Below are 19,085 nucleotides of genomic sequence, written 5' to 3' on the forward strand. Positions count from 1 at the left end.
ATCGACCAACTCCACCAACTCGGCTACCAAGTCACGGTCCAACCCGCACAAGCAGCCTGACCTGATCACCACGACCGCCCGATTTTCGTATCAGAAAGCGGCGCCGGGCCGGGCGGGTGGAGCACGCTCGGTTTATCCAGGTGCGCCGTGGGTATGGCGCGCGGGTGCGTCAGGGACCGCTCGCAGGAAGCTACCGGGGGGCCGTGGCCCTCGTCGTCTGTTCCCTGGTCCCGTACCTGATCCTGACGGTGGCCGTTCTCTCTCTCGGAGAGCCCATCTCGACGAGCCTCGGTATCTCCCGCGCCGCGTTGCAGGTGACGGTGAGCCTGTCCGCCGGTGCGTACGCGGTCGGCACACTGCTGGCCGCACAGTTCGCCATGCACTTCCCGCCGCGACGAATGCTCGTCGGGTACGAGGTGTGTTTCTTCGTCGCGTCGGTGGTCGCCGCCGGGGCCACGAACGCGACGGTGTTCATCGCGGCCTTCATCGCCCAGGGGCTGCTGACTAGCCTGATGCTGATCGCCGCGGTACCCCCGCTGGTCACGTCGTGGCCGGCGGCCAGGATGCCGATCAGCGCCGGCATCCTGAACCTGTGCATCTTCGGCGCCGTGTCCGTCGGTCCGACCATCGGCGCACTACAGGCTGCCGCCGGCAGCTGGCGGTTGCTGTTCTGGAGTGTCGCGGCGGTGGCGGGCCTGGCGCTCCTGTTCTCCGTGTTGACCTTCCGCGACACCCCGCCTCAGGACCCCAGCGCGCCGTGGGACATCGTCGCGCTGGCGCTGGGTGTCACCGGCTGCGGCGCGGCCTTCTACGGCGCGGGCCGACTGGTGGCTGGCATGAGCGCCGACGTGGCGTCGCTGGTCCCCCTCATCGCCGGAGTCGCCCTGATCACGTTCCTGGTCGTCTACGAGTACCGGCTGGCCAACCCGCTCGTACCGGTCAAGGCGCTCGCCACCTCGGTCCCCCTGGCGGGGATCTTCGCCGCGCTCACCGCCAGTGCCGCCGCCATCGGCGCCACGGAACTGCTCCTGACGGTGCTGCGTACCGCCAGCACACCCGTCACCACCGCCCTCATCTTCCTCCCCGAGTTCGTCGCCGCCATCGCCGTCGCCGGACTGTTCGCGGCGTTGTTCCGTACCCGGTTCACCCCGCTGCTGACCGCGGCCGGGCTGCTGATGGTGGTGGCATCCGCGGCGCTGCTGGTGGTCGCGCTCCCGGCGATCGGTCCCGCCCTCGCGGCGGCCACCGGCCTGCTCGGGCTGGGCGTGGCAGCGGCGGTCTCGCCAGCCCTCTTCCTGGCGGGCCTGTCCCTGCGGGCGAACATGCTGCAGCGGGTGTTCGCCCTGATCGAGCTGCTGCGGGCCGTGACCGCGTTCCTGACCGCCCCGATCCTGGTATTCCTCGCCGCGACCCTGGGCAGTGACCAGATCTCCGGTACCCGTGCTGCGCTCTGGATCTGTCTCGCCATCGCGGCCGTCGGGCTCGCCGGCGCAACCGCGCTCTACCTGTCGGGCCGTCCGCGACTGGAAGCGCCGGACCTGGAACGCTGGCAGGGCCGCGGAGAACCCGCGTGGGAATCCCCGCCTCTCCTCAGCGCCCTGCCACGCAAGCGGCGGTAAGCCGTTCGGGTGATCTTCGAGCGTCGGTGTTTATTCATCCGTGCTCGGTCCTGCCGCTGAGCACGTCCTGAGAAGACATCGCCCGCAGTCGGACGAAAGCATGGCGATGGCTGGTGACCGTGGCGACGCGTCCGACCCGCCCGTAGCCGCCACGATCGCCCACTGCCGGGCCGACCCGGACGTCCCGGCGCCGTCTACCCGAGGGGGACCGTTGCCACCGCAGCAATCCGTAGGCATCCTGCGCCGACTCATCCCGCCCGTGTTCGTCCTCGTGCTGGTCGCCGGCCTGTTCTCGGTGGCCCGACTGCCCTCGGCGTCGGCCGAGGAACGGAGCGCGCTGGCGTCCCGCTACGCGTTCACCGAACTGCCCGTCGCGCTGCCGCCCGGCCTGCCGCAGCGTACGGTGCGCCCGGTCAACCCCAGGTACGAGCACATCCGGTCCTGGGTCTCGTCGGTCGGCGCCGGGGTGGCGATCAACGACCTGGACGGCCAGGGCGTCGCCAACGACATGTGCCTGGTCGACACCCGCAGCGACACGGTGATCGTCACCCCGGTCCCGGGCACCGGCGACCGGTACGCGCCGTTCGTGCTGGACCCGGCCCCGCTGCCGATGGGTCCGGCGATCGCCCCGATGGGCTGCGTTCCCGGCGACTTCAACCTCGACGGGCGGATGGACCTGCTGGTCTACTACTGGGGTCGCACGCCGGTGCTGTTCCTGCAGAAGCCCGGGGTCACCTCGCTGAGCCCGGCGGCGTACCACCCGGTCGAGCTGATCCCCCAGCAGACCACCGGCTCGGTCTACCGCGGTCCGCTGTGGAACACCAACGCCGTCGCGGTGGCCGACTTCGACGGGGACGGCCGGCCCGACATCGGGATCTTCAACTACTTCCCGGACAGCCAGGTCCTCGACCCGCAGGGCCTGCCGCACGTGCAGATGAACCACTCGATGTCGCACGCGCGCAACTCCGGCGGCGCGCACTTCCTGCACTGGACCGGCGCGACCACCGGCCTGTTGCCCTCAGTGAGCTACGAGGAACAGACGGTCGGCGACCCGGCGTACTTCACCGGCTGGACGCTCGGTGCCGCCTCCGCGGACCTCGACGGCGATCTGCTGCCGGAGCTGTACCTGGCCAACGACTTCGGCAAGGACCGGCTCTTCCACAACCGGTCGACGCCGGGCCAGATCCGGTTCGAGCTGGTGGAGGGGCGCCGCGACGCGGTCACCCCGAAGTCGCTGGTGCTCGGGAACGACTCGTTCAAGGGCATGTCCATCGACTTCGCCGACCTGGAGAGCCGGGGCCGGTTCGACGCGTTCGTCAGCAACATCACCGAGTCGTGGGGCCTGGAAGAGAGCAACTTCCTCTGGCAGAACACGGCCGCGACGCCCGAGCAGGCCCGGGAGAAGCTGCTCAAGGGCGAGGCGCCGTTCCGCAACCGGGCGGCCGCCAAGAACATGGCCTGGGTCGGCTGGGGCTGGGACGCCAAGATGGCCGACTTCGACAACAGCGGCCAGCTCGTGGTCGTCCAGGCCACTGGCTTCGTGAAGGGCACCATCAACCGGTTCAACTGGTTGCAGGAGCTGGCGATCAGCAACGATCTTCTGCTCGACGACCCGGACATGTGGCCCAAGGCCGAACCGGGTGACGACATCGCCGGCGGCAACACGCTCGCGTTCTGGGTCCGCGAGGACAACGGCCGGTACGTCAACATCAGCAAGGAACTCGGCATGGCCGTGCCCACTCCCACCCGGGGCGTGGCGGTCGCCGACACCAACGGCGACGGGGCTCAGGACTTCGCGGTGGCCCGCCAGTGGGGACCGCCGGCGTTCTACCGCAACGACAAGGCCGGCAACGGGAACTTCCTGGGGTTGCGGCTGACCCGTCCCACGCTGTCCGGCGACGGCACCTCACCGGCGTACGGGGCGCAGGTGCGGATCACCACCGCCGAGGGCCGTACCCAGCTCGCCCAGCTCGACGGGGGCGGGGGCCACTCCGGCAAGCGCAGCTTCGACGTCTTCTTCGGCCTCGGTTCCGCCGGGGACCGGCCGGTCAAGGCGGAGCTGAGCTGGCGCGACCTGACCGGCGCCACCCACCGGCAGACGCTCGACCTGACCGCCGGGTGGCACGACATTCACCTGACCAGTCGAGCCGAGGAGTTGACGAAGCGATGACGGACGTCAAGCGACCGGAGGCGGCCAGAGATCTGCCCGGCACCACCACGATCGCCCCGCCCGCGACCGCGCCGCAGCCGGCGCCCGCAGCCGTCCAGCTCGGCGTACCCCGGGTGGACCGCAAGGACCCGCGCTACCTCGCGCTGCGCAACTTCGCCATCTCGATGTCGATCTTCAACATCCTGGGCTACACGGTGCTCGGCTTCGAGCAGCCCTGGCTGTGGCCGATCCTGGCCCTGGCGGTCGGTTACACCGCCGAGATCGTCATCGAGATCGTCTCCGCGCGGGCGCTGAAACGACCGCTGGCCTTCAGCGGCAACGGCCTCTGGGGGATGTACACCTTCCTGCTGCCCACGCACATCACCGCCCTCGCGGCGAACATGTTGCTCTACGCCAACGACAACTTCTGGCCCATCGCGTTCGCGGTGGTCGTGGCGATCGGCCAGAAGGCCGTGCTCCAGGCACCTATCAAGGGCCGGATGCGGCACTTCATGAACCCGTCCAACTTTGGCATCACGATCACGCTGCTGGCCTTCTCCTGGGTCAACATCGCCCCGCCGTACCACTTCACCGAGAACGTCCCCGGGGTGATCAGCATTCTCATCCCGCTGATCATCGTGACCGCGGGTACGGTGCTCAACGCCATGCTCACCAAGAAGGTGCCGCTGATCGTCGGTTGGGTGGGCGCGTTCGTGATCCAGGCGCTGATCCGGCACTTCGTCTGGGACGTGGCGCTGCTGGCCGCGTTGGTGCCGATCACCGGGGTGGCCTTCGTCCTGTTCACCAACTACATGATCACGGACCCGGGCACCACCCCGGCGGCGCCGCGGATGCAGTTCATGTTCGGCGCCAGCGTCGGCATGGTCTACGGCCTGCTGATGGTGTTCAACGTGGTGTACACAATGTTCTTCGCGGTCACCATCGTCTGCCTCGCCCGCGGCCTGTTCTGGTGGGGCAAGTGGCTGATGGAGCGCAACCGGCCGCCCGCGCAGGACCTGACGCCCGTACCGCCGCCCGCGTCGGTGGCGCTGCCCGTCGCCCGCTGAACGGCCACCGGTCCCGGCCGCCGGCTGCCCCGACCGCCGGGGCCGCCGCTCGCCGGGACCGGTCGCTGCGGCCGGGTCACATGATCACGGGATGCGTCAGTGGAGGATCTTGTCGAGCATCTCGCGGGACGTCTGCTCGTACTTGCCCGGGTCCCAGTCGAAGTTGTGCAGGTTCATGTTGTAGTTGCCGGCCTTGGTGATGACGACGGTCTCGGCTTCGATGTCCTTCACCGCGAGGTAGCCCTTGTCGACGTCCTGGAGGTCGGTCACCCGCTTGAAGGTGTCCTCGGCATTCTTGCGCTGATAGTCGTAGGTGAGGGCGCCGCTGCTCGAGGTCGCCATGGTGATCGTCACGAAGGCGATCCCTTCCCTGTCACGCCACAGGCAGGGCCCGTCGTCGTGCATCTCCTGCCCGACCAGTTCGGAGACCTGCGCCGCGGTGAAGGGACATTCGGGCACCGTCTCGTTGGCAACACCGTTGCCGCCGGCCTCATCCGTCAACGAGCCGTCCGACGGCGAATTGTTCGATTCGGGTGCCGTGCTTCCGCAGGCGGCCACGGCGAACAGGATCAGGCCCGCAAACGGGGCAAATGCGCGACGCATGGACGCTCCTCTTACTGAAGTCGCACTTCGACGCAGTCAGATTAGGGTGGCGATGCCGGGAACGACGTGCGCCTCGCGCTGACATCGGCCGGGGCTTCACCGTGGTGCCTCAAGTAATGCTCAAATCCGGTGAACGCGAGCCATCGATGTCACGCATGCGCATACGCTCACCGCACCCAGCTCGCCCACGGCCTCCCGATTCGCCTCACGACGGTGACCATCGCCGTACCCGGGATGGTCGTTTGCGAGCTCGGCACAACTGTCCTCAATGGACTCGGCCGGCTCGCGTCAGGGTCGGTCACCACAGACGCCACAAGCAGAAGGAGGGAAGAATGCGACGCAGACAAGTGCGAATCGCGCTTCTCGCGCTGCCCGCACTGGTGGGGAGCGTCCTCATGACGACCGCGCCCGCGGGCGCGGATCCCGCGGGACCAGCCACGGCGGGCTCGGCTCGATCCGGCCTCGAAGATCCGGACTCGGCAAGCCTCGTACGCATCCAGCTGACCGGCAGCGACATGCTGGACAAGGTCGTCGACGCCGGCTTCGACCTCGAGCACGGCCTCAAGCGCGTGCCGGACGGCATCGAGGGCGAGGCGGTGGTGACCGCCGAACAGGTCGCCGAACTCGAGGCGCTGGGCGTCAGGATCCTCGGCGACGACGAGGGCTTCGCCTGGAGCGAGGAGGCCGACGGCGGCCTCCAGGCCTCTCGCCTGCAGAGCCTGCAGACTGTCCAGGCGCTCAGCCAGGAGGCCACGGTGCGGATCGTCCGCGCCGACTGGTTCACCACGAAGGGCCAGGGTTTCCTCTACGTCGAGGCACGGACCACCCAGGGGCAGCAGGCGAGCCCGATCGTCACGATGCAGCTTGAGAGCGACTCGGGCACAGGCACCTCGTTCGGCAACGCCCGGACGATGAGCCGGTTCGTCGACTCCGGGCAGTACATGTTCCACCGGAACCTGTTCAAGCTCGCCGCGCGCCCGAGCCAGATCCGGGTCACGAGCTCGACCGGCGGCGTCACCACCGGCTACGTCTCCAACTGGCTTGAGGACGGCGCGCCGCCGCTGACGGACAACCCCAGCTACAAGCGGGACTTCATCGACGGCTACAAGACCCCGCAGCAGCTCTACCGCCGCGCCGAGGAGATCGCCCGGCAGTACCCGAAGATCGCCGAGATCGTCTACCTGCCGAACAAGACGAACGGCTACCAGCGCAAGGCGCAGGCGACGATCGGCGGCACCGGGCAGTCCGCGGTCGTCGTCAGCTCGGCGGCGTGGGGCCACGAGGGCGGCAACGACATCACCGTCGAGTTCGTGAACCGGCCGGGGGCGAACCTTCCGCTCACGGTTGAGGTCACCGGCAAGGCCGTTCGCGTTCTGCTCGCGAAGAACGCATCCGGAGCGCTCGCGAGCACCGCGGCGCAGGTGGCGAACGCACTCCAGACGCAGTCTGGCGGCCTGATCGACCGGGCCCACCCGTACCGGACCAACGCGGGCACCGGCGTCGTCCAGGCGACCGCGGTCCCGGTGGCCCTGACCGACTTCCTCGACGAGAAGCGCGTCGGCGCCCCGGAGGGCGAGGTGCCGCGTGGCCCGGCCACCATCCCCGTCCTGCGCATCGGCAAGCACCGCGACGGCAAGAAGCCCGGCGTCCTGATCCAGGCGCAGGACCATGCCCGCGAGTGGGTGCCCGCGACGACCTCGCTGGAGGCGGCCGAGCGCCTGGTACGCAACTACGACACCGACAAGGAGACGAAGAAGATCGTCGACAACACCGACGTCTTCCTTATCCTGTCGAACAACCCTGACGGGGCGAACTACAGCTTCTACAACTACGCCTCGCAGCGCCGGAACCTGACGAACCACTGCGCGGACGCCGACGCCGATCCGGCCCGGCGCAACTCCTGGGGCGTCGACCTGAACCGGAACTACCGGGTCGGGTCGGGACACGACGGCTACTCGGGCGGCTCGACCAGCTGCATCAGCGACACGTACCAGGGGCCGGAGAAGCTGTCCGAGCCGGAGTCGAAGAACATCATCTGGCTCGTCGAGAAGTACCGGAACATCAAGTTCATGATGTCGGTGCACTCCAACGGCGGCCAGCTGTTCTGGCAGCCGGGCGCCTACATCGCGGACGGGCGGATCACCACGCCGCGCCCGCCGCTGGGTGACGAGGCGTTCTACTGGCAGTCGGCCGGCCGGATCCTTTCCCAGGTCAAGGCCTACCGGCAGACCGTCGTCACGCCGGAGAACGTCGGCGGCTCGTCGGACGTCCTCTACTCCTCCGCGGGCAACGTGCGCGAGGACCTGTACCACACCTACGGGATCTACGCCTTCGGCTGGGAGGTCGGCGGCTCGGTCTACAACCCGGCCACCGGCAACTGGCAGGGTGGCTCGTTCCAGCCGGCCTGGGAGGGAAACCCGGAGCTCGTCAGCGGCCACTCCGAGACGATGGAGTACGCCAACGGGATCGTGGAAATGTTCCGGATCGCGGCGGAGTGGGGCCAGGACAACAAGAAGCCGACGTCATCGCTGGTGCCCGGTGCGGGAACGTACACCGGCTCCGTCGACGTGCGCTTCGAGACCAGTGAGCCGGCCACCATCTACTACACGACGGACGGCAGCCGGCCGACCCTGGAGTCGCCGCGTTACGCGGCGACCGAGTTCCGCGAGCCCGGGCAGGTGTTCCACGTGACCGAGACCACCACGTTCCGCTGGTTCTCGGTGGACGTCGCCGGCAACGTCGAGAAGGGTTACGACCCGACGAGAAACGACACCAGCAACAACTACCGCCAGGCGACGATCACCATCAAGTAGCAGTGGTACGTCCGCCCATCTGGTGACCACTGCCTCGTCGGTGGGGGCTCTGCCCGCACTGACGAGGCAGTGGTCGCGCACGCTCACCCCGGTGAGCGCGCGGGTGACCGCGCGGCATGGGCATCGTGTCCGGACGACCGCGGTCGACCACACCGAACGTTCGATGCCGCCGTTGCGCAGGGGTGGCACACTCCCCGGCGACGGTCTGTGGACGTTCATAGAAGGGGAGCCCCGTGGCGAAGGCGGGCGGAATCTTAGCGGTCATCGGCGGGCTGGTATGCCTGTTGATCGTCGTTGTACTCGTGTGGACGATCGGGACCTACAACCGCATCGTACGACTGCGTAACCAGGTCGACGCCTCGTGGGCTCAGATCGACGTGCAGCTCAAGCGACGCTCGGATCTGATCCCGAATCTCGTGGAGACCGTCAAGGGCTACACCGCGCACGAGAGCGCCACCCTCGGTGCGGTGACCGCGGCGCGTACCGGGGTGGTCGCGGCGGCGAACGCCGATCCCGCCGCCCGGGCCCAGGCGGAGAACGTGCTCACCCAGAGCCTCGGTCGGCTCTTCGCGGTGGCCGAGGCGTACCCGGACCTCAAGGCCAGCCAGAACTTCGCGGCCCTGCAGGCCGAGCTCGCCACCACCGAGAACAAGATCGCGTACGCGCGGCAGTTCTACAACTCGGCCGTGCAGACCTACAACACCGCCGGGCAGACCTTCCCGACGGTGCTGATCGCCGGTCTCGTCGGGTTCAAGACGCGGCAGTTCTTCGAGACGGCCGAGGGCGAGCGCGGCCCGGTGCAGGTGCGGTTCTAAACATGAACCCCGCCGTCCTCGGCATGAGCCCCGCCGTCCTCGAGATCGGCGCCATCGGCGCGTCCCTCGCGCTCTTCTTCGGCGCGTACGCGATGATGCTGTCCATCACCAAGCCGCGCCACATCCACGCCGCGCCGGCCTCTCAGGACCTGCCGGAGGAGCCGCCCGCTGTGGCGAGCCTGCTCGGCACCGGCTGGCAGGTCACCGAGGACGCCGCCGAGGCGACGCTGCTGGATCTGGGCGCGCGCGGCTACCTGGAGTTCCGTCAGCCCGACAACGACCCGTACCACACCACGGTCCATCTGACGGGCACCGTGCCGACCGGGCTGAACGCGTACGAGACTCGGGTCTACGAGCGGGTCAAGGAACTGACCATGGACGGCGTGGTGCCGCTGACCGCGATGACCTTCCGGGACGAGAAGGCGGCGAAGTCCTGGTGGAAGGCGCTGCGCAGGGAGGTCATCGCGGACAGCCGGGCGCGGGGCCTGTCGCGTCGTCGCTTCGGCCCGGCAATCGTCACCTTCCTGGTGATCGTGGCCGCTGTCGCCGCCGCCGGGATCACCTACGGCTTCGGGCACTGGGCCATCCGTACGCCGGGCAAGCACGACGACGACCTCCAGGGGATCGCCGGGGCGTGCTTCGTCAGCTTCGCGATCCTGTCGACGTTCGCCGGCCGTTACAACGGGGAGCGGGGCACCGCCGCGGGGCGACAGGCCGCGAGCCGGTGGCTGGGTGTGCGCGACTGGCTGCGCGGGCACGACGCGTTCGCCGATCTGCCGCCGGCCGCCGTCGGGCTCTGGGATCGCTACCTGGCCTACGGCGCCGCGCTCGGGGCGACCCGTACGGCGAGCACCGTCATCGACATGGGCATGGGCGACCGGACCCGGGTCTGGTCCACCTTCGGCGGGGCGTGGCACCGGGTGCGGGTGCGGTATCCGAGCAGCGGACGGTACGGGGAGACCGCACCGAAGTTGGTGTTCCGGGGCATCCTGCTGGCCGTCATCGGCTACGCCGTCGCCCGCTACGGCCACGTCGCCGTGGACATCGCGATGCAGATCGACGCGGTGTCGGCGAGCGCATTCGCCCCGTTCGCCGGCCTCACCTCGATCTTGATCACCGTGGCTGGCGTGGTGCTGCTGCTCCGCGGTGGCTACACCGTGGTGCGGGCGTTCACCGATCTTGCGGCACCAAAGACGATCACCGGTCAGGTCCTTTGGATCGCCGTATGGCGGACGCAGACTGCCAGCAGCGAGGACAACAGCCCTCCTCAACCGATCACGTACTACCTCGCGGTCGACGACGGCACGAGTGACCACACGGTGGCGTGGGCCCTTCCGTTGGCGTTGGAGGGCAGTTGCGCGACCGGCGACACGATCCAGATGACAGTCCGGCCCTGGTCGCGGCGCGTGATGGCGGTGAGCGTCGTCGAGCGGGGCATGGCACACGGGCCGGAGCCGGACCTACCGACCGACAACCTGGTCCTCGCCGCGATCAACCGGCGGCACGAGGGCGGCGGCGCGGCACCAGTCTCGGCCCTGACCCGCAACGTCTCACTGTTGCAGGGGGAAGAGGTCGCGGGCGCCCTGCACTGGCCGTCGCCGATCACCGTGCAGGGGACGCCGGGACCGGGCGGGCTCGTGCAGTTCTCCGCGCCGGAGGGCCCGATTCTCATGCTGCTCACGGCGCACGGCCTGTTCGGCTCGATGGCGTGGCGAGCGGCGCGTCAGGGCACACCGTTGCCCGGCATCGGTGACGCCGCGTTCGTGCGCGCCCAGGCGGCGTTCGCCCGCGTCGGCGACACCACCGTGCAGGTGGCGCTGCTCCCGGTCGCCGCGGGCCGCGAGGCGGCGCTGCCCGGCCTGCTCAAGCTCGCCGTAGATCGGCTGGGGACATGAGCGAGGGTGAGGGGGTGAGCGGGCGAGCGTCGGCGACCGAACCGGTCGTCGAGCAGTCGCTCGCGCTCAGCCACGTCGACTTTGTGCAGGTCGCCGAGCTGCTGGGGGAGCCGGTGCCGCGTTACCTGCGCGCGTCGGTGGCGGTGTACCCGCGCCGGCGGCGGGAGGAGGCGCTCGCCGCCTCACGACAGTCGCTCGTGGACCGGGCCGTCGTCCTGCCCGGCGATCCGCCGCGCGTTCCCCTGTCCGTGGTACGCCTGACGCAGGTCGTGTGCCGCCCCGCGCTGACGGTTGAGCTGCACCGGGCGACCGGTGGCCGGTGGGCCCCGCCCATTCGGTACGCGGCCGCCGGCGACGCGGCCGTGGAGGTGCTGCCCGAGCCCGACGGCGTGCGGCTGACCCCGTTCCACAGCGATGGCCTGCTGCCCCGGTTGGTGTGGCGGGCCGGGGTCGAGAAGTTACCGAAGCCGGCCGGCGGGCCGGTGAACGTTCAACTGAGCGTGCTGCGCTCGACGGACAACGTGCGGGAGGCGTCGGCCGCCGCGGGCGTACCGGAGGATGCCACTGCCGCTCTCGCGAGCGGTGACCTGACCGCGGTGAGCGTCGTGGCGCGGACCGGGCACGGCCGCACCGGCGCGGAGCTCGCGTGGGCCGCGAGCCGCGGCTACTGGCTCGTGCCCGCGCTGTTGACGCCGCTCGCGGACGACCGGGGCGCGGAACCCGACGACGATGCCACCGTGCAGCTCGCGCCGCTGGATGGCGCCGAGCTGATCAATGCCCTGTACCGCTCGTTCACCTTCGACAGTTAGGAGTCGCCATGCCCATGATCGGTGGAGAGCTCGACCAGCTCGCCGCGCTGAAGGCCACGTTCGACCGGCAGTCCGGCATGGTCGCGGACGTGCTCAGCACGATCCGCAGCCAGCTCGGCAACACCTACTGGGAGGGGCCGGCCGCGTCGCGTTTCCGCGAGTCGTGGCAGAGCGACTTCGAGCCGATGTTGCAGCGCCTTCAGCAGCAGATGGGGGAGGCGGGCGCGGAGATCGCCCGCCGTCGCGACGCCCTCATGAAGGCCGGCTCCTAACCCGTGGCCATGGATGCGGCGCGGCTCGAGGAGCTGGCGCGGCTGCTGCTCAACCGCGCCGACGACGTGTACTACGTCGGCCAGCAGCTGGTCGGCAAGGGCGACAGCGCAGACTGGCGGTGCGCGAAGGCCGACCGGTTCCGCGAGGCGATGCGTGGGCGGCGAGGCGAGGCGGTGCGGGTCGCCACGCAGCTACGCGACCTCGGCCGCCTGCTGCGCCAGCACGGCCAGCAGGCGGCGGGCGGATCGTGACCGAGCGCGTACGCATCAACACCGATGATCTCCGGCAGCTGACCCGGACGCTGCAGGGCGCTCTGCAGCAGCTTGGCGACGTCCGGATGGATCTGCTGCGGGCGAGCGCCGAGCTGAGCGAGGACCCGGCGTTCTTCACGGCCTACCAGCAGATCCTCGGCGGCCTCGACGGCCTCGGTGGTGCGATCACCAACGACCACGACAACCTCGCCGAGCATGTGCTCGGCATCGAGGCGGAGGAGGGGACTCCGCCGGTCGCCGACCCGCCGCCTCCGCCGCCTGCCGCGCCGTCGGGTCAGGATCTCGACCTGATCTTGTTCCCGATCCTTGTGCGCGTCCTCCAGCGGTCGCCGGCGCCGCAGCCGTGGGACACCCAGTGGGTCAACGCCGACGGCAGCCTCCCGCCACAGGCGAGCGCCGAGGCGCGTACCGGGTTCGGCGGTTCCTGGCAGGCGCGCGGCTCGTTCGACGGCGGTGTCGTCTCGGGTTCCGGCTTCGTCTCTGCCGCCGGCCGGGGCTGGGCCTACGGGGAGGCGGACGCGGGCGTCGACGAGAAGGGCAACGCCCACGCGCACGCCAAGGCCGGCGTAGGCGTGGAGGCCTCGACGCACGCCGAGGGCCGGATCGACGCCGGTCCGGTGCACGCCGAGGGGCAGGCCGACGCGTCGGTCCGCGCCCAGGCCGAGGTCGAGGCATCCGCGTCGGTCGGGCCGGACGGGGTCAGCGTCTCGGGCCGGGCCGAGGCTTCGGCGGAAGCGAAGGCCAGCGCGCAGGGCTCGATCGGCGTCGACGGCGTCGGGGATGCCAGCGGGCACGCCGAGGCCGAGGCCGGTGCCCACGCGAGCGGCCACGCTGAGGCTTCCGTCGGCAAGGACGGGATCTCGGCGGGCGCCGGCCTCGGCGCGGAGGCCGGCGCCTCGGCGGGGGCGGGCGCCTCCATCGGGGGCAGCGCCGGGAGCGCGAAGGTCGGCGTCGAGGGCAAGGTCGGCGTCGGCATCCAGGTCAGCGGCGGCGGCACGGTGTCGTGGGACAAGGTCGGCTTCCAGGTGGACGTCGGCGCGGCGCTCGGCATCGGCGCCGGCTTCTCGCTCGACCTGTCGATCTCGCCCGCCGAGATCTTCGGCGCCATCGGCGACGCCATCACCGATCCCATCGGCACGCTGGAAGGCGCGGTCGACATGGTCGGCGACGCGGTCTCGTCCATCGCGGACGCGGCGGTCGACGTCGCCGACGCGGTCGCGGACTTCTTCGATCCCCCCGGGCTGGCGGACTCGCTGCTCGACGGCGCGGAGGCGCTCGGCGATGGGGCCGGTGCCGCCGGCGGTCTCGCCGATGCGGCCGGTGCCCTTGGCGACGCGGCGGGTCCGCTTGGGGACGCGGCGGGTGCGGTTCAGGACGCGGCGGGTGCCCTTGGAGAGGCGGCGGGCGCGGCGCAGGACGTGGTCGACGGTGCCCAGCAGGCCGTCGACCAGGCCAGGACGGCGGCCGACGCCGCGCTCGGTGCGGCTCAGGACGCCGTGGACAGCGCGGCTGCCGTGGCTCAGGGGGCCGTGGACAGCGCCGGCCAGGCCGTGCAGGGGGCGCTCGGCGCGGCCGGGCAGGCGGCCGGGGAGCTGGGCCAGGCGGCCAAGGAACTCGGCCAGGGGGCGGTGGAGGCCGCCAAGGACGCCGCGCAGTCCGCCGTGAATGCGGCACGAGATGCGGTCAGCCAGGCGACCGGGGCCGTCGGTACCTTCCCCGCCGCCCCGGACCTGTCCGGGGCGCACGCCGTCGCCACCTCACCCGATGATGCCGCGAGCAACGCGATCAGCGCCGCCGCTCGTTTCTTCGTCCAGCCCGCCGGAGGTCCGCCATGGAACTGACCTACCCGAGTGCCCTCTCGCCGGCCCCGCCGGCCTTCCGGCTGACCCTGCCGGACAGTTGGGAGGAACGTCCCCACGCGACGGCGTCGGCGTTCGCCGTCGACGCGCGCTCGCCCGCCGACTTCACCGTGAATCTCGTGGTGTTGGTTACGCGGATTCTGGTGGCGGCGACGCTGGACGAGTTGGTCGAAACCGCCGCCGCGGCACACGGGACGAAGATGCTCGACCCGCAGGTGCACGGGCGGCGGCACGAGACCATCGACGGGCACGACGCGGTGCTGTCGGCGGTCACGTTCCGCAGCGACCGGCTGGCGTTCCCGCTCTTCCAGACCCAGGCGGCGCTGCTGACCGGACAGGGCACGAAACATCTCATCCACTGCTACGCGACCTGTCCGGCTGCCTTCGCCGACGACTACGCGACCACTTTCCGGGCCATCTTCGCCTCGCTCAGGCTGGCCTGAATCGCTGGAGAGCGATCAATCGGTTACTGAGGCTGACGCCCTACTCCTTTGGGAAGAGGTGAAAGCGATATGCCTCCCAGGCATGAATATGACTGAGAGGCATATCGCTTTCAAAGTGAGGTGTGCTTGCGCTCGCGACACGCCGGTGTCGCCGCACCTGCTCCTTCCTCAAGACGCCGAGCTGACCTGCACGTAGTCCACGTCGCCCCGGCGTACCAGGTAGGCGCGGCCGGGCGGGAAGCGCCGGCTCGCCTTCTGCGGCAGGCGCAGCCCGAACAGTTCGCCGTCCACGTCGACCTCCGGCCGAAGCAGCAGGCCGTGCTTGGCCTTGCGCAGGTCGGTGAGCCAACCGCCGAACGAACGGTGCACCGCGTAGACACCGGCGGCCGCGAGCAGCACCAGGCCCGCGTCGCGGCCCCGGCGGACCAGCGCGGACAGCGCGGACGCGCCCAGCGAGTCGGCCATCTCCTCGCCGTCGTCGATCACGACGAGCCACGGCGCGCCGGGGCCGGTGGCGCGCTCGCGTACCAACTCCTGCAACTGCCCGGCGAGGGCATCACACGCGTCCAGCCCGACCGCCGTCTCGGTCCACCCGGGCAACCGCGACAGGGGCGTACGCCGAGGGGCCAGCAGGTACGCCTCCAGCCCCGGTAGCCGCCCCTGAAGCCCGTGGACAACAGTGGACAGTGTCGTGGAGCGTCCGGACCGGTCGGGTCCGAAGACCGCGAAGACGGGCACGTCGTCGAGGTCGACGTCGACGATCGAGTGCGTCACCCCGGAAAGCCCCACCGGTACGTGCAGCGGCCCCGGCTCCACGTCGGTGAGGGGAACGGTGTCGGACAGGACCGTGACGGCCGGTGGCGTGGTCGGATACGTGGTCGAGTCGAGGGCGGCGAGCGCCGCCGCCTGGGCCGAGCCGGACGCGTCCGGCCCGAGCACGGCGATCTGCACCTCGTCGCCGTCAAAGAAGCCTCGCCCGGGCGGCAGCTCGGTCTGGGCGACCGACATGGGCAGGCCGAGCGCGGCGTACTCCTCGGCGTCGGCCATCCGCAGCACCAGCCGGGCCGAGATGGCCCCGGACAACGTGGACGGGATCGCGTTGCGCCGGTCGGCGGTGATCACGAAGACCACGCCCGCCGATCTGCCGTCGGCGACCTGCCGGGCGAGCGTGTCGACGAGTTCGCCCCGGTCCACGTTGAGGTACGTGTTGTGGAACGCCGCGTATCCGTCGAGCAGCACGACGTGGAACGGCAGCCGCTCGCCGGTCTTGCGCCGGTGCTCGGCGACGGAAGAGGAGCCGGTGGCACCCAGCAGCCGCTTGCGTTCGGCGATGACCCCGTCGAGCATCGCGAAGAGTCGATCAACCCGCTCGGGCTCGTCGGCGCCGACGACGCCGCCGCACTGGGGCAGCGCGGCCAGCGGCCGAAGACCCCCGCTCGCGAAGTCCACCCCGTAGATGTGCACGTCGGCGGGGTCGAGGCGGTTCAGCCCGGCAGCCAGCGTACGCAGGGCCTGCGTCTTACCCGAACCGGCCGTGCCGTAGACGAGCAGGTGACCCAGCTCGGTGAGGTCGACGAGCCACGGCTGCTGCGCCTGCCGGTGCGGCAGGTCGACGACGCCGAGCGCGACGGCGAAGCCGTCGCCGGCAAGGGACGCGACGTCGTAGTGCCCGGACAGGGTGTCGAGCCACGGCCGCGGCTGGTCCGGCACGCCGGCCAGCTGGTGGGCAGTGCGGATCGCTGAGACGAGACGCTGCAGGTCGGTCGGACGGTCGTCGCCGGCGTCGCCGGACGCCCGCGCGGCCGGCTGCTCCCGCAGCCCGGAGCCGGGCGGCGCGAGCATGACCAGGGTGGGTGCGGCCTGGCCGCCCGGCGAGGTGCGCGCGTTGGCGTAGGCGCTCTGGACGAGGCTGATGTCGCTGTGGCCGATCCGCACGTAGCCCCGGCCCGGCAGGCTCTTGGGGATGCGGGCGGCGTCGGGCCGGTCGAGGACGTCGTTGCTGTCGCCCTCGTCGGCGACGCGCAGCGCGATGCGCAGGTTGGTGTTGGCGCGGATGTTGTCGTCGATGACGCCCGCCGGCCGCTGCGTCGCGAGCATCAGGTGCACGCCCAGCGACCGCCCGCGCTGGGCGATGTCGACCACCCCGGCGACGAACTCGGGCAGCTCCTTCTTCAGGAACGCGAATTCGTCGATGACGATGAGCAGGTTGGCCGGCGCGTGCCGGGGGTGACGCTGTTCGAGCTCGATGAGGTCCTTGGCCCCGTGCTCGCGGAGCATCTCCTCCCGGCGGCGCAGCTCCGCGTTGAGCGAGATCAGCGCGCGCCGGGCGAGATGGGCGTCGAGATCCGTGAAGAAGCCCACGGTGTGCGGCAGCCCGACGCAGTCCTTGAACGCGGCACCGCCTTTGTAGTCCACCAGGACGAAGGTCAGCCGGCTCGCCGGGTACGTGGCCGCGAGCGAACCGATCATGCTCTGCAACAGCTCGGACTTGCCCGCGCCGGTGGTGCCCGCGGTGAGCCCGTGCGGGCCGTCCCGGCGCAGGTCCACCGTGAACTGCCCACGCGGGCCGTGGCCGATCGGCGCCCCCAGGCCGGCGTCGCCCAGCGCGCTCCAGCGGCGAGCGACGCCCGCCCCGTCCGGCTCAGGCAGGCCGAGCAGGTCCAGCAGGAGCACCTGACGCGGCAGGTCGCCGGTGATCGCCGCGGCGGAACTGTCCAGCACGGGTGCGAGCCGCCGGGCAACGTCGGCGGCGAGTTGCGGGGCGACGCCGTCCACCACGATGTCGCCGATCGTACGCCCGGTCAGGGTGACGGTCACCGATGTCTCGTGGCCTGGCCCGGTCCGCACGATCGCCCGGCATTCGCCCGGCAGCGTCTCCGCCGTCGGCGCGGTCGCCACGGCGTACACGCCGAGCTGTGGCCCGTCGGCCAACACGCGGGACAGGGCCGAACGGGGCACGCCCGCATCGTCCGCCACGACCAGCAACACGTTCGGCAGCCACGTGCCCGGGTCACCCCGCCGCTCCAGCGTGATGCGCCGCTGCTGCACCAGGTCGTCGACCATCTGCAGGACCGCGCGCGCGTCCTCCGGGTCGAAGGCCACCGTCCGTACGCCCGGCAGCCCGGCCGTCATCGTCTCGGTGTGCGGCAGCCAGCGGGTCCACGCCCACTCCTGCGACGACCCCAGCACCACGATCGCCAGCTCGCGCGGGCTGGTCAGAATCGCGTACTGCAGGACCAGCCACCGCAGCAGCGCGTCGCGCTCCGACCCCGCGACACCCAGGACCCCGACGGTACGCAGATCCGCGTCGACCGGCGCGGCCTGATCGAGCGCGTACGTCCGGATCAGCGTCTCGGCCTGCTCGTCCGGCTCCCGGCCGGACTCCGGGCGCAGCGTCAGGTGGCTGGGCAGGTCGGCCGTCCCGACGCGTACGGTCAGGAAGTCGTTGTCGGCGGCCCGGCGTTCCCACAGGTCGGGTGCGTGCCGCAGCGCCCTCGCGGTGAGGTCGGCGGGGTTGGGCGCGGCGGCCAGACGCGCCTCGTGCAGCAGCGCGTACGCCTCGGCGGCCTGCTCGCTGACCGCCGTCATCTCGGCGGTGTACCGCTCGCTCGCCGCCTGGAAGTCCCGGCGGCCGCTGCGCTTGTCCTCCCATACCGAGACGCCGAGCATCACCGGGCCGAAGAGCGCCATGAGCAGCATGATCGGACCCATGACGAAGGCCATCCCGGCCCCGAGAAGCACGGGAACGATCGCGGCCATGAGCGGCACGCGCCGCTTCGGCGGGGTCGCCGGGGCGATCGGGACGGTCAGCGTCTGCGGCTCGACGGGTCGTTGGACCCGTGGCGGCCGGGAGAACGCGATCCGGCCGTCTCGCACGGTCGCGTCGTCGGGCGTCGCCGGGCCGTGGCGCGCGACGGTCAGCGTGGTCGTGCCGACGGTGATGACCTGCCCCGGCTCGACCGGGACGCTGCCCTCGACCCGCACGCCGTCGACGAACGTCCCGTTGCTGGAGCCCAGATCGGTCACGGCGACCTGCCGCGAGCCCGCCCCGATGTGCAGGTGCCGGCGGCTGACCTCGCCGTCGTCCAGGACGATCTGGCAGGCGGGATCGCGTCCGAGGTAGATGGCCGCGCCGGCCGCCATCGGCAGACGCCGCCCGGCCTGCGGGCCGCCGGTGATGAGGACCTCGAAGGCGGCCTTCACCCCCGCCGGCATCAGCCAGGGCGGCGCGACCGGCCCGGTCAGCAGCAGCCGGTCGCCCAGGCGCACGCCCAGCTCCGCGAGCGTACGCCCGGCCTCGACCTCGCCGCCGGTGCGCTCGAGGAATATGCGCTGGCCGGCGGCTGGGCCGGGCAGCGCGCGGTGCACGGCGTCGAGCAGGGTACGCGCGTCGGCGTTCGGCTCCGCGACGAGGCGGATGTCGTGTTCGGCGGCCGTGGTGTCCACGGCGGTCAACAGCAGATCCATG

Annotated in this window: 13 protein-coding genes; 11 read left to right on the top strand and 2 right to left on the bottom strand. The window is 71.0% G+C overall.

The annotated features are described in order from the left end of the window. Window positions 1-203: 203 nt before the first annotated feature. The 3 genes from AB0C02_RS16265 (at window position 204) to AB0C02_RS16275 (ending at window position 4,835) form a co-directional block, all read left to right on the top strand. Complete coding sequence (locus AB0C02_RS16265; protein WP_357548792.1) at window positions 204-1,619, top strand: MFS transporter; 1,416 nt, start codon at window positions 204-206, stop codon at window positions 1,617-1,619. A gap of 235 nt (window positions 1,620-1,854) precedes the next feature. Then, a complete protein-coding gene (locus AB0C02_RS16270; RefSeq protein WP_357549067.1) occupies window positions 1,855-3,789 on the top strand; it encodes a CRTAC1 family protein in 1,935 nt (644 codons plus the stop codon). After that, window positions 3,786-4,835, top strand: coding sequence for an enediyne biosynthesis protein (locus AB0C02_RS16275; protein ID WP_357548794.1), 1,050 nt, complete (start codon window positions 3,786-3,788; stop codon window positions 4,833-4,835). The genes AB0C02_RS16270 and AB0C02_RS16275 overlap by 4 nt, the downstream gene beginning before the upstream one ends. Window positions 4,836-4,931: 96 nt before the next feature. Here the strand turns inward: AB0C02_RS16275 and AB0C02_RS16280 are convergent, their stop codons facing one another. Continuing rightward, window positions 4,932-5,438 (bottom strand): hypothetical protein, encoded by a 507-nt coding sequence (locus tag AB0C02_RS16280; protein WP_357548796.1) that lies wholly within the window; start codon window positions 5,436-5,438, stop codon window positions 4,932-4,934. A gap of 332 nt (window positions 5,439-5,770) precedes the next feature. Between AB0C02_RS16280 and AB0C02_RS16285 the strand changes: the two genes are divergently transcribed. The 8 genes from AB0C02_RS16285 to AB0C02_RS16320 all read left to right on the top strand — a co-directional run bounded on the left by AB0C02_RS16285 (window position 5,771) and on the right by AB0C02_RS16320 (window position 14,617). Continuing rightward, window positions 5,771-8,251, top strand: a complete 2,481-nt coding sequence (locus tag AB0C02_RS16285) for a M14 family zinc carboxypeptidase (protein ID WP_357548799.1) — start codon at window positions 5,771-5,773, stop codon at window positions 8,249-8,251. A gap of 302 nt (window positions 8,252-8,553) precedes the next feature. After that, window positions 8,554-9,066 carry a LemA family protein gene (locus tag AB0C02_RS16290; protein ID WP_357548801.1) on the top strand — a complete coding sequence of 171 codons (513 nt, stop codon included), beginning with the start codon at window positions 8,554-8,556 and terminating at the stop codon, window positions 9,064-9,066. Between the two features lie 2 nt (window positions 9,067-9,068). Then, complete coding sequence (locus AB0C02_RS16295) at window positions 9,069-10,961, top strand: hypothetical protein (RefSeq protein WP_357548803.1); 1,893 nt, start codon at window positions 9,069-9,071, stop codon at window positions 10,959-10,961. Then, window positions 10,958-11,770: a hypothetical protein gene (locus AB0C02_RS16300; protein ID WP_357548805.1), complete on the top strand. Its 813-nt coding sequence runs from the start codon at window positions 10,958-10,960 to the stop codon at window positions 11,768-11,770. The genes AB0C02_RS16295 and AB0C02_RS16300 overlap by 4 nt, the downstream gene beginning before the upstream one ends. Window positions 11,771-11,778: 8 nt before the next feature. Then, a complete protein-coding gene (locus AB0C02_RS16305; protein ID WP_357548809.1) occupies window positions 11,779-12,042 on the top strand; it encodes a WXG100 family type VII secretion target in 264 nt (87 codons plus the stop codon). Window positions 12,043-12,051: 9 nt separating this feature from the next. Further along, complete coding sequence (locus tag AB0C02_RS16310; RefSeq protein ID WP_357548812.1) at window positions 12,052-12,294, top strand: hypothetical protein; 243 nt, start codon at window positions 12,052-12,054, stop codon at window positions 12,292-12,294. Continuing rightward, a complete protein-coding gene (locus tag AB0C02_RS16315; protein ID WP_357548814.1) occupies window positions 12,291-14,156 on the top strand; it encodes a hypothetical protein in 1,866 nt (621 codons plus the stop codon). Before AB0C02_RS16310 ends, AB0C02_RS16315 begins: the two co-directional genes overlap by 4 nt. Next, window positions 14,147-14,617, top strand: a complete 471-nt coding sequence (locus tag AB0C02_RS16320; RefSeq protein WP_357548817.1) for a DcrB-related protein — start codon at window positions 14,147-14,149, stop codon at window positions 14,615-14,617. Before AB0C02_RS16315 ends, AB0C02_RS16320 begins: the two co-directional genes overlap by 10 nt. Window positions 14,618-14,785: 168 nt before the next feature. Here AB0C02_RS16320 and AB0C02_RS16325 read toward each other — a convergent pair whose 3' ends face one another. Further along, on the bottom strand, window positions 14,786-19,084 hold the full coding sequence (locus AB0C02_RS16325; RefSeq protein WP_357548823.1) for an FtsK/SpoIIIE domain-containing protein: 4,299 nt from the start codon (window positions 19,082-19,084) through the stop codon (window positions 14,786-14,788). Window position 19,085: the final 1 nt, after the last annotated feature.

The organism is Micromonospora sp. NPDC048999 (assembly GCF_040649295.1).
Classification (GTDB): Bacteria; Actinomycetota; Actinomycetes; order Mycobacteriales; family Micromonosporaceae; genus Micromonospora.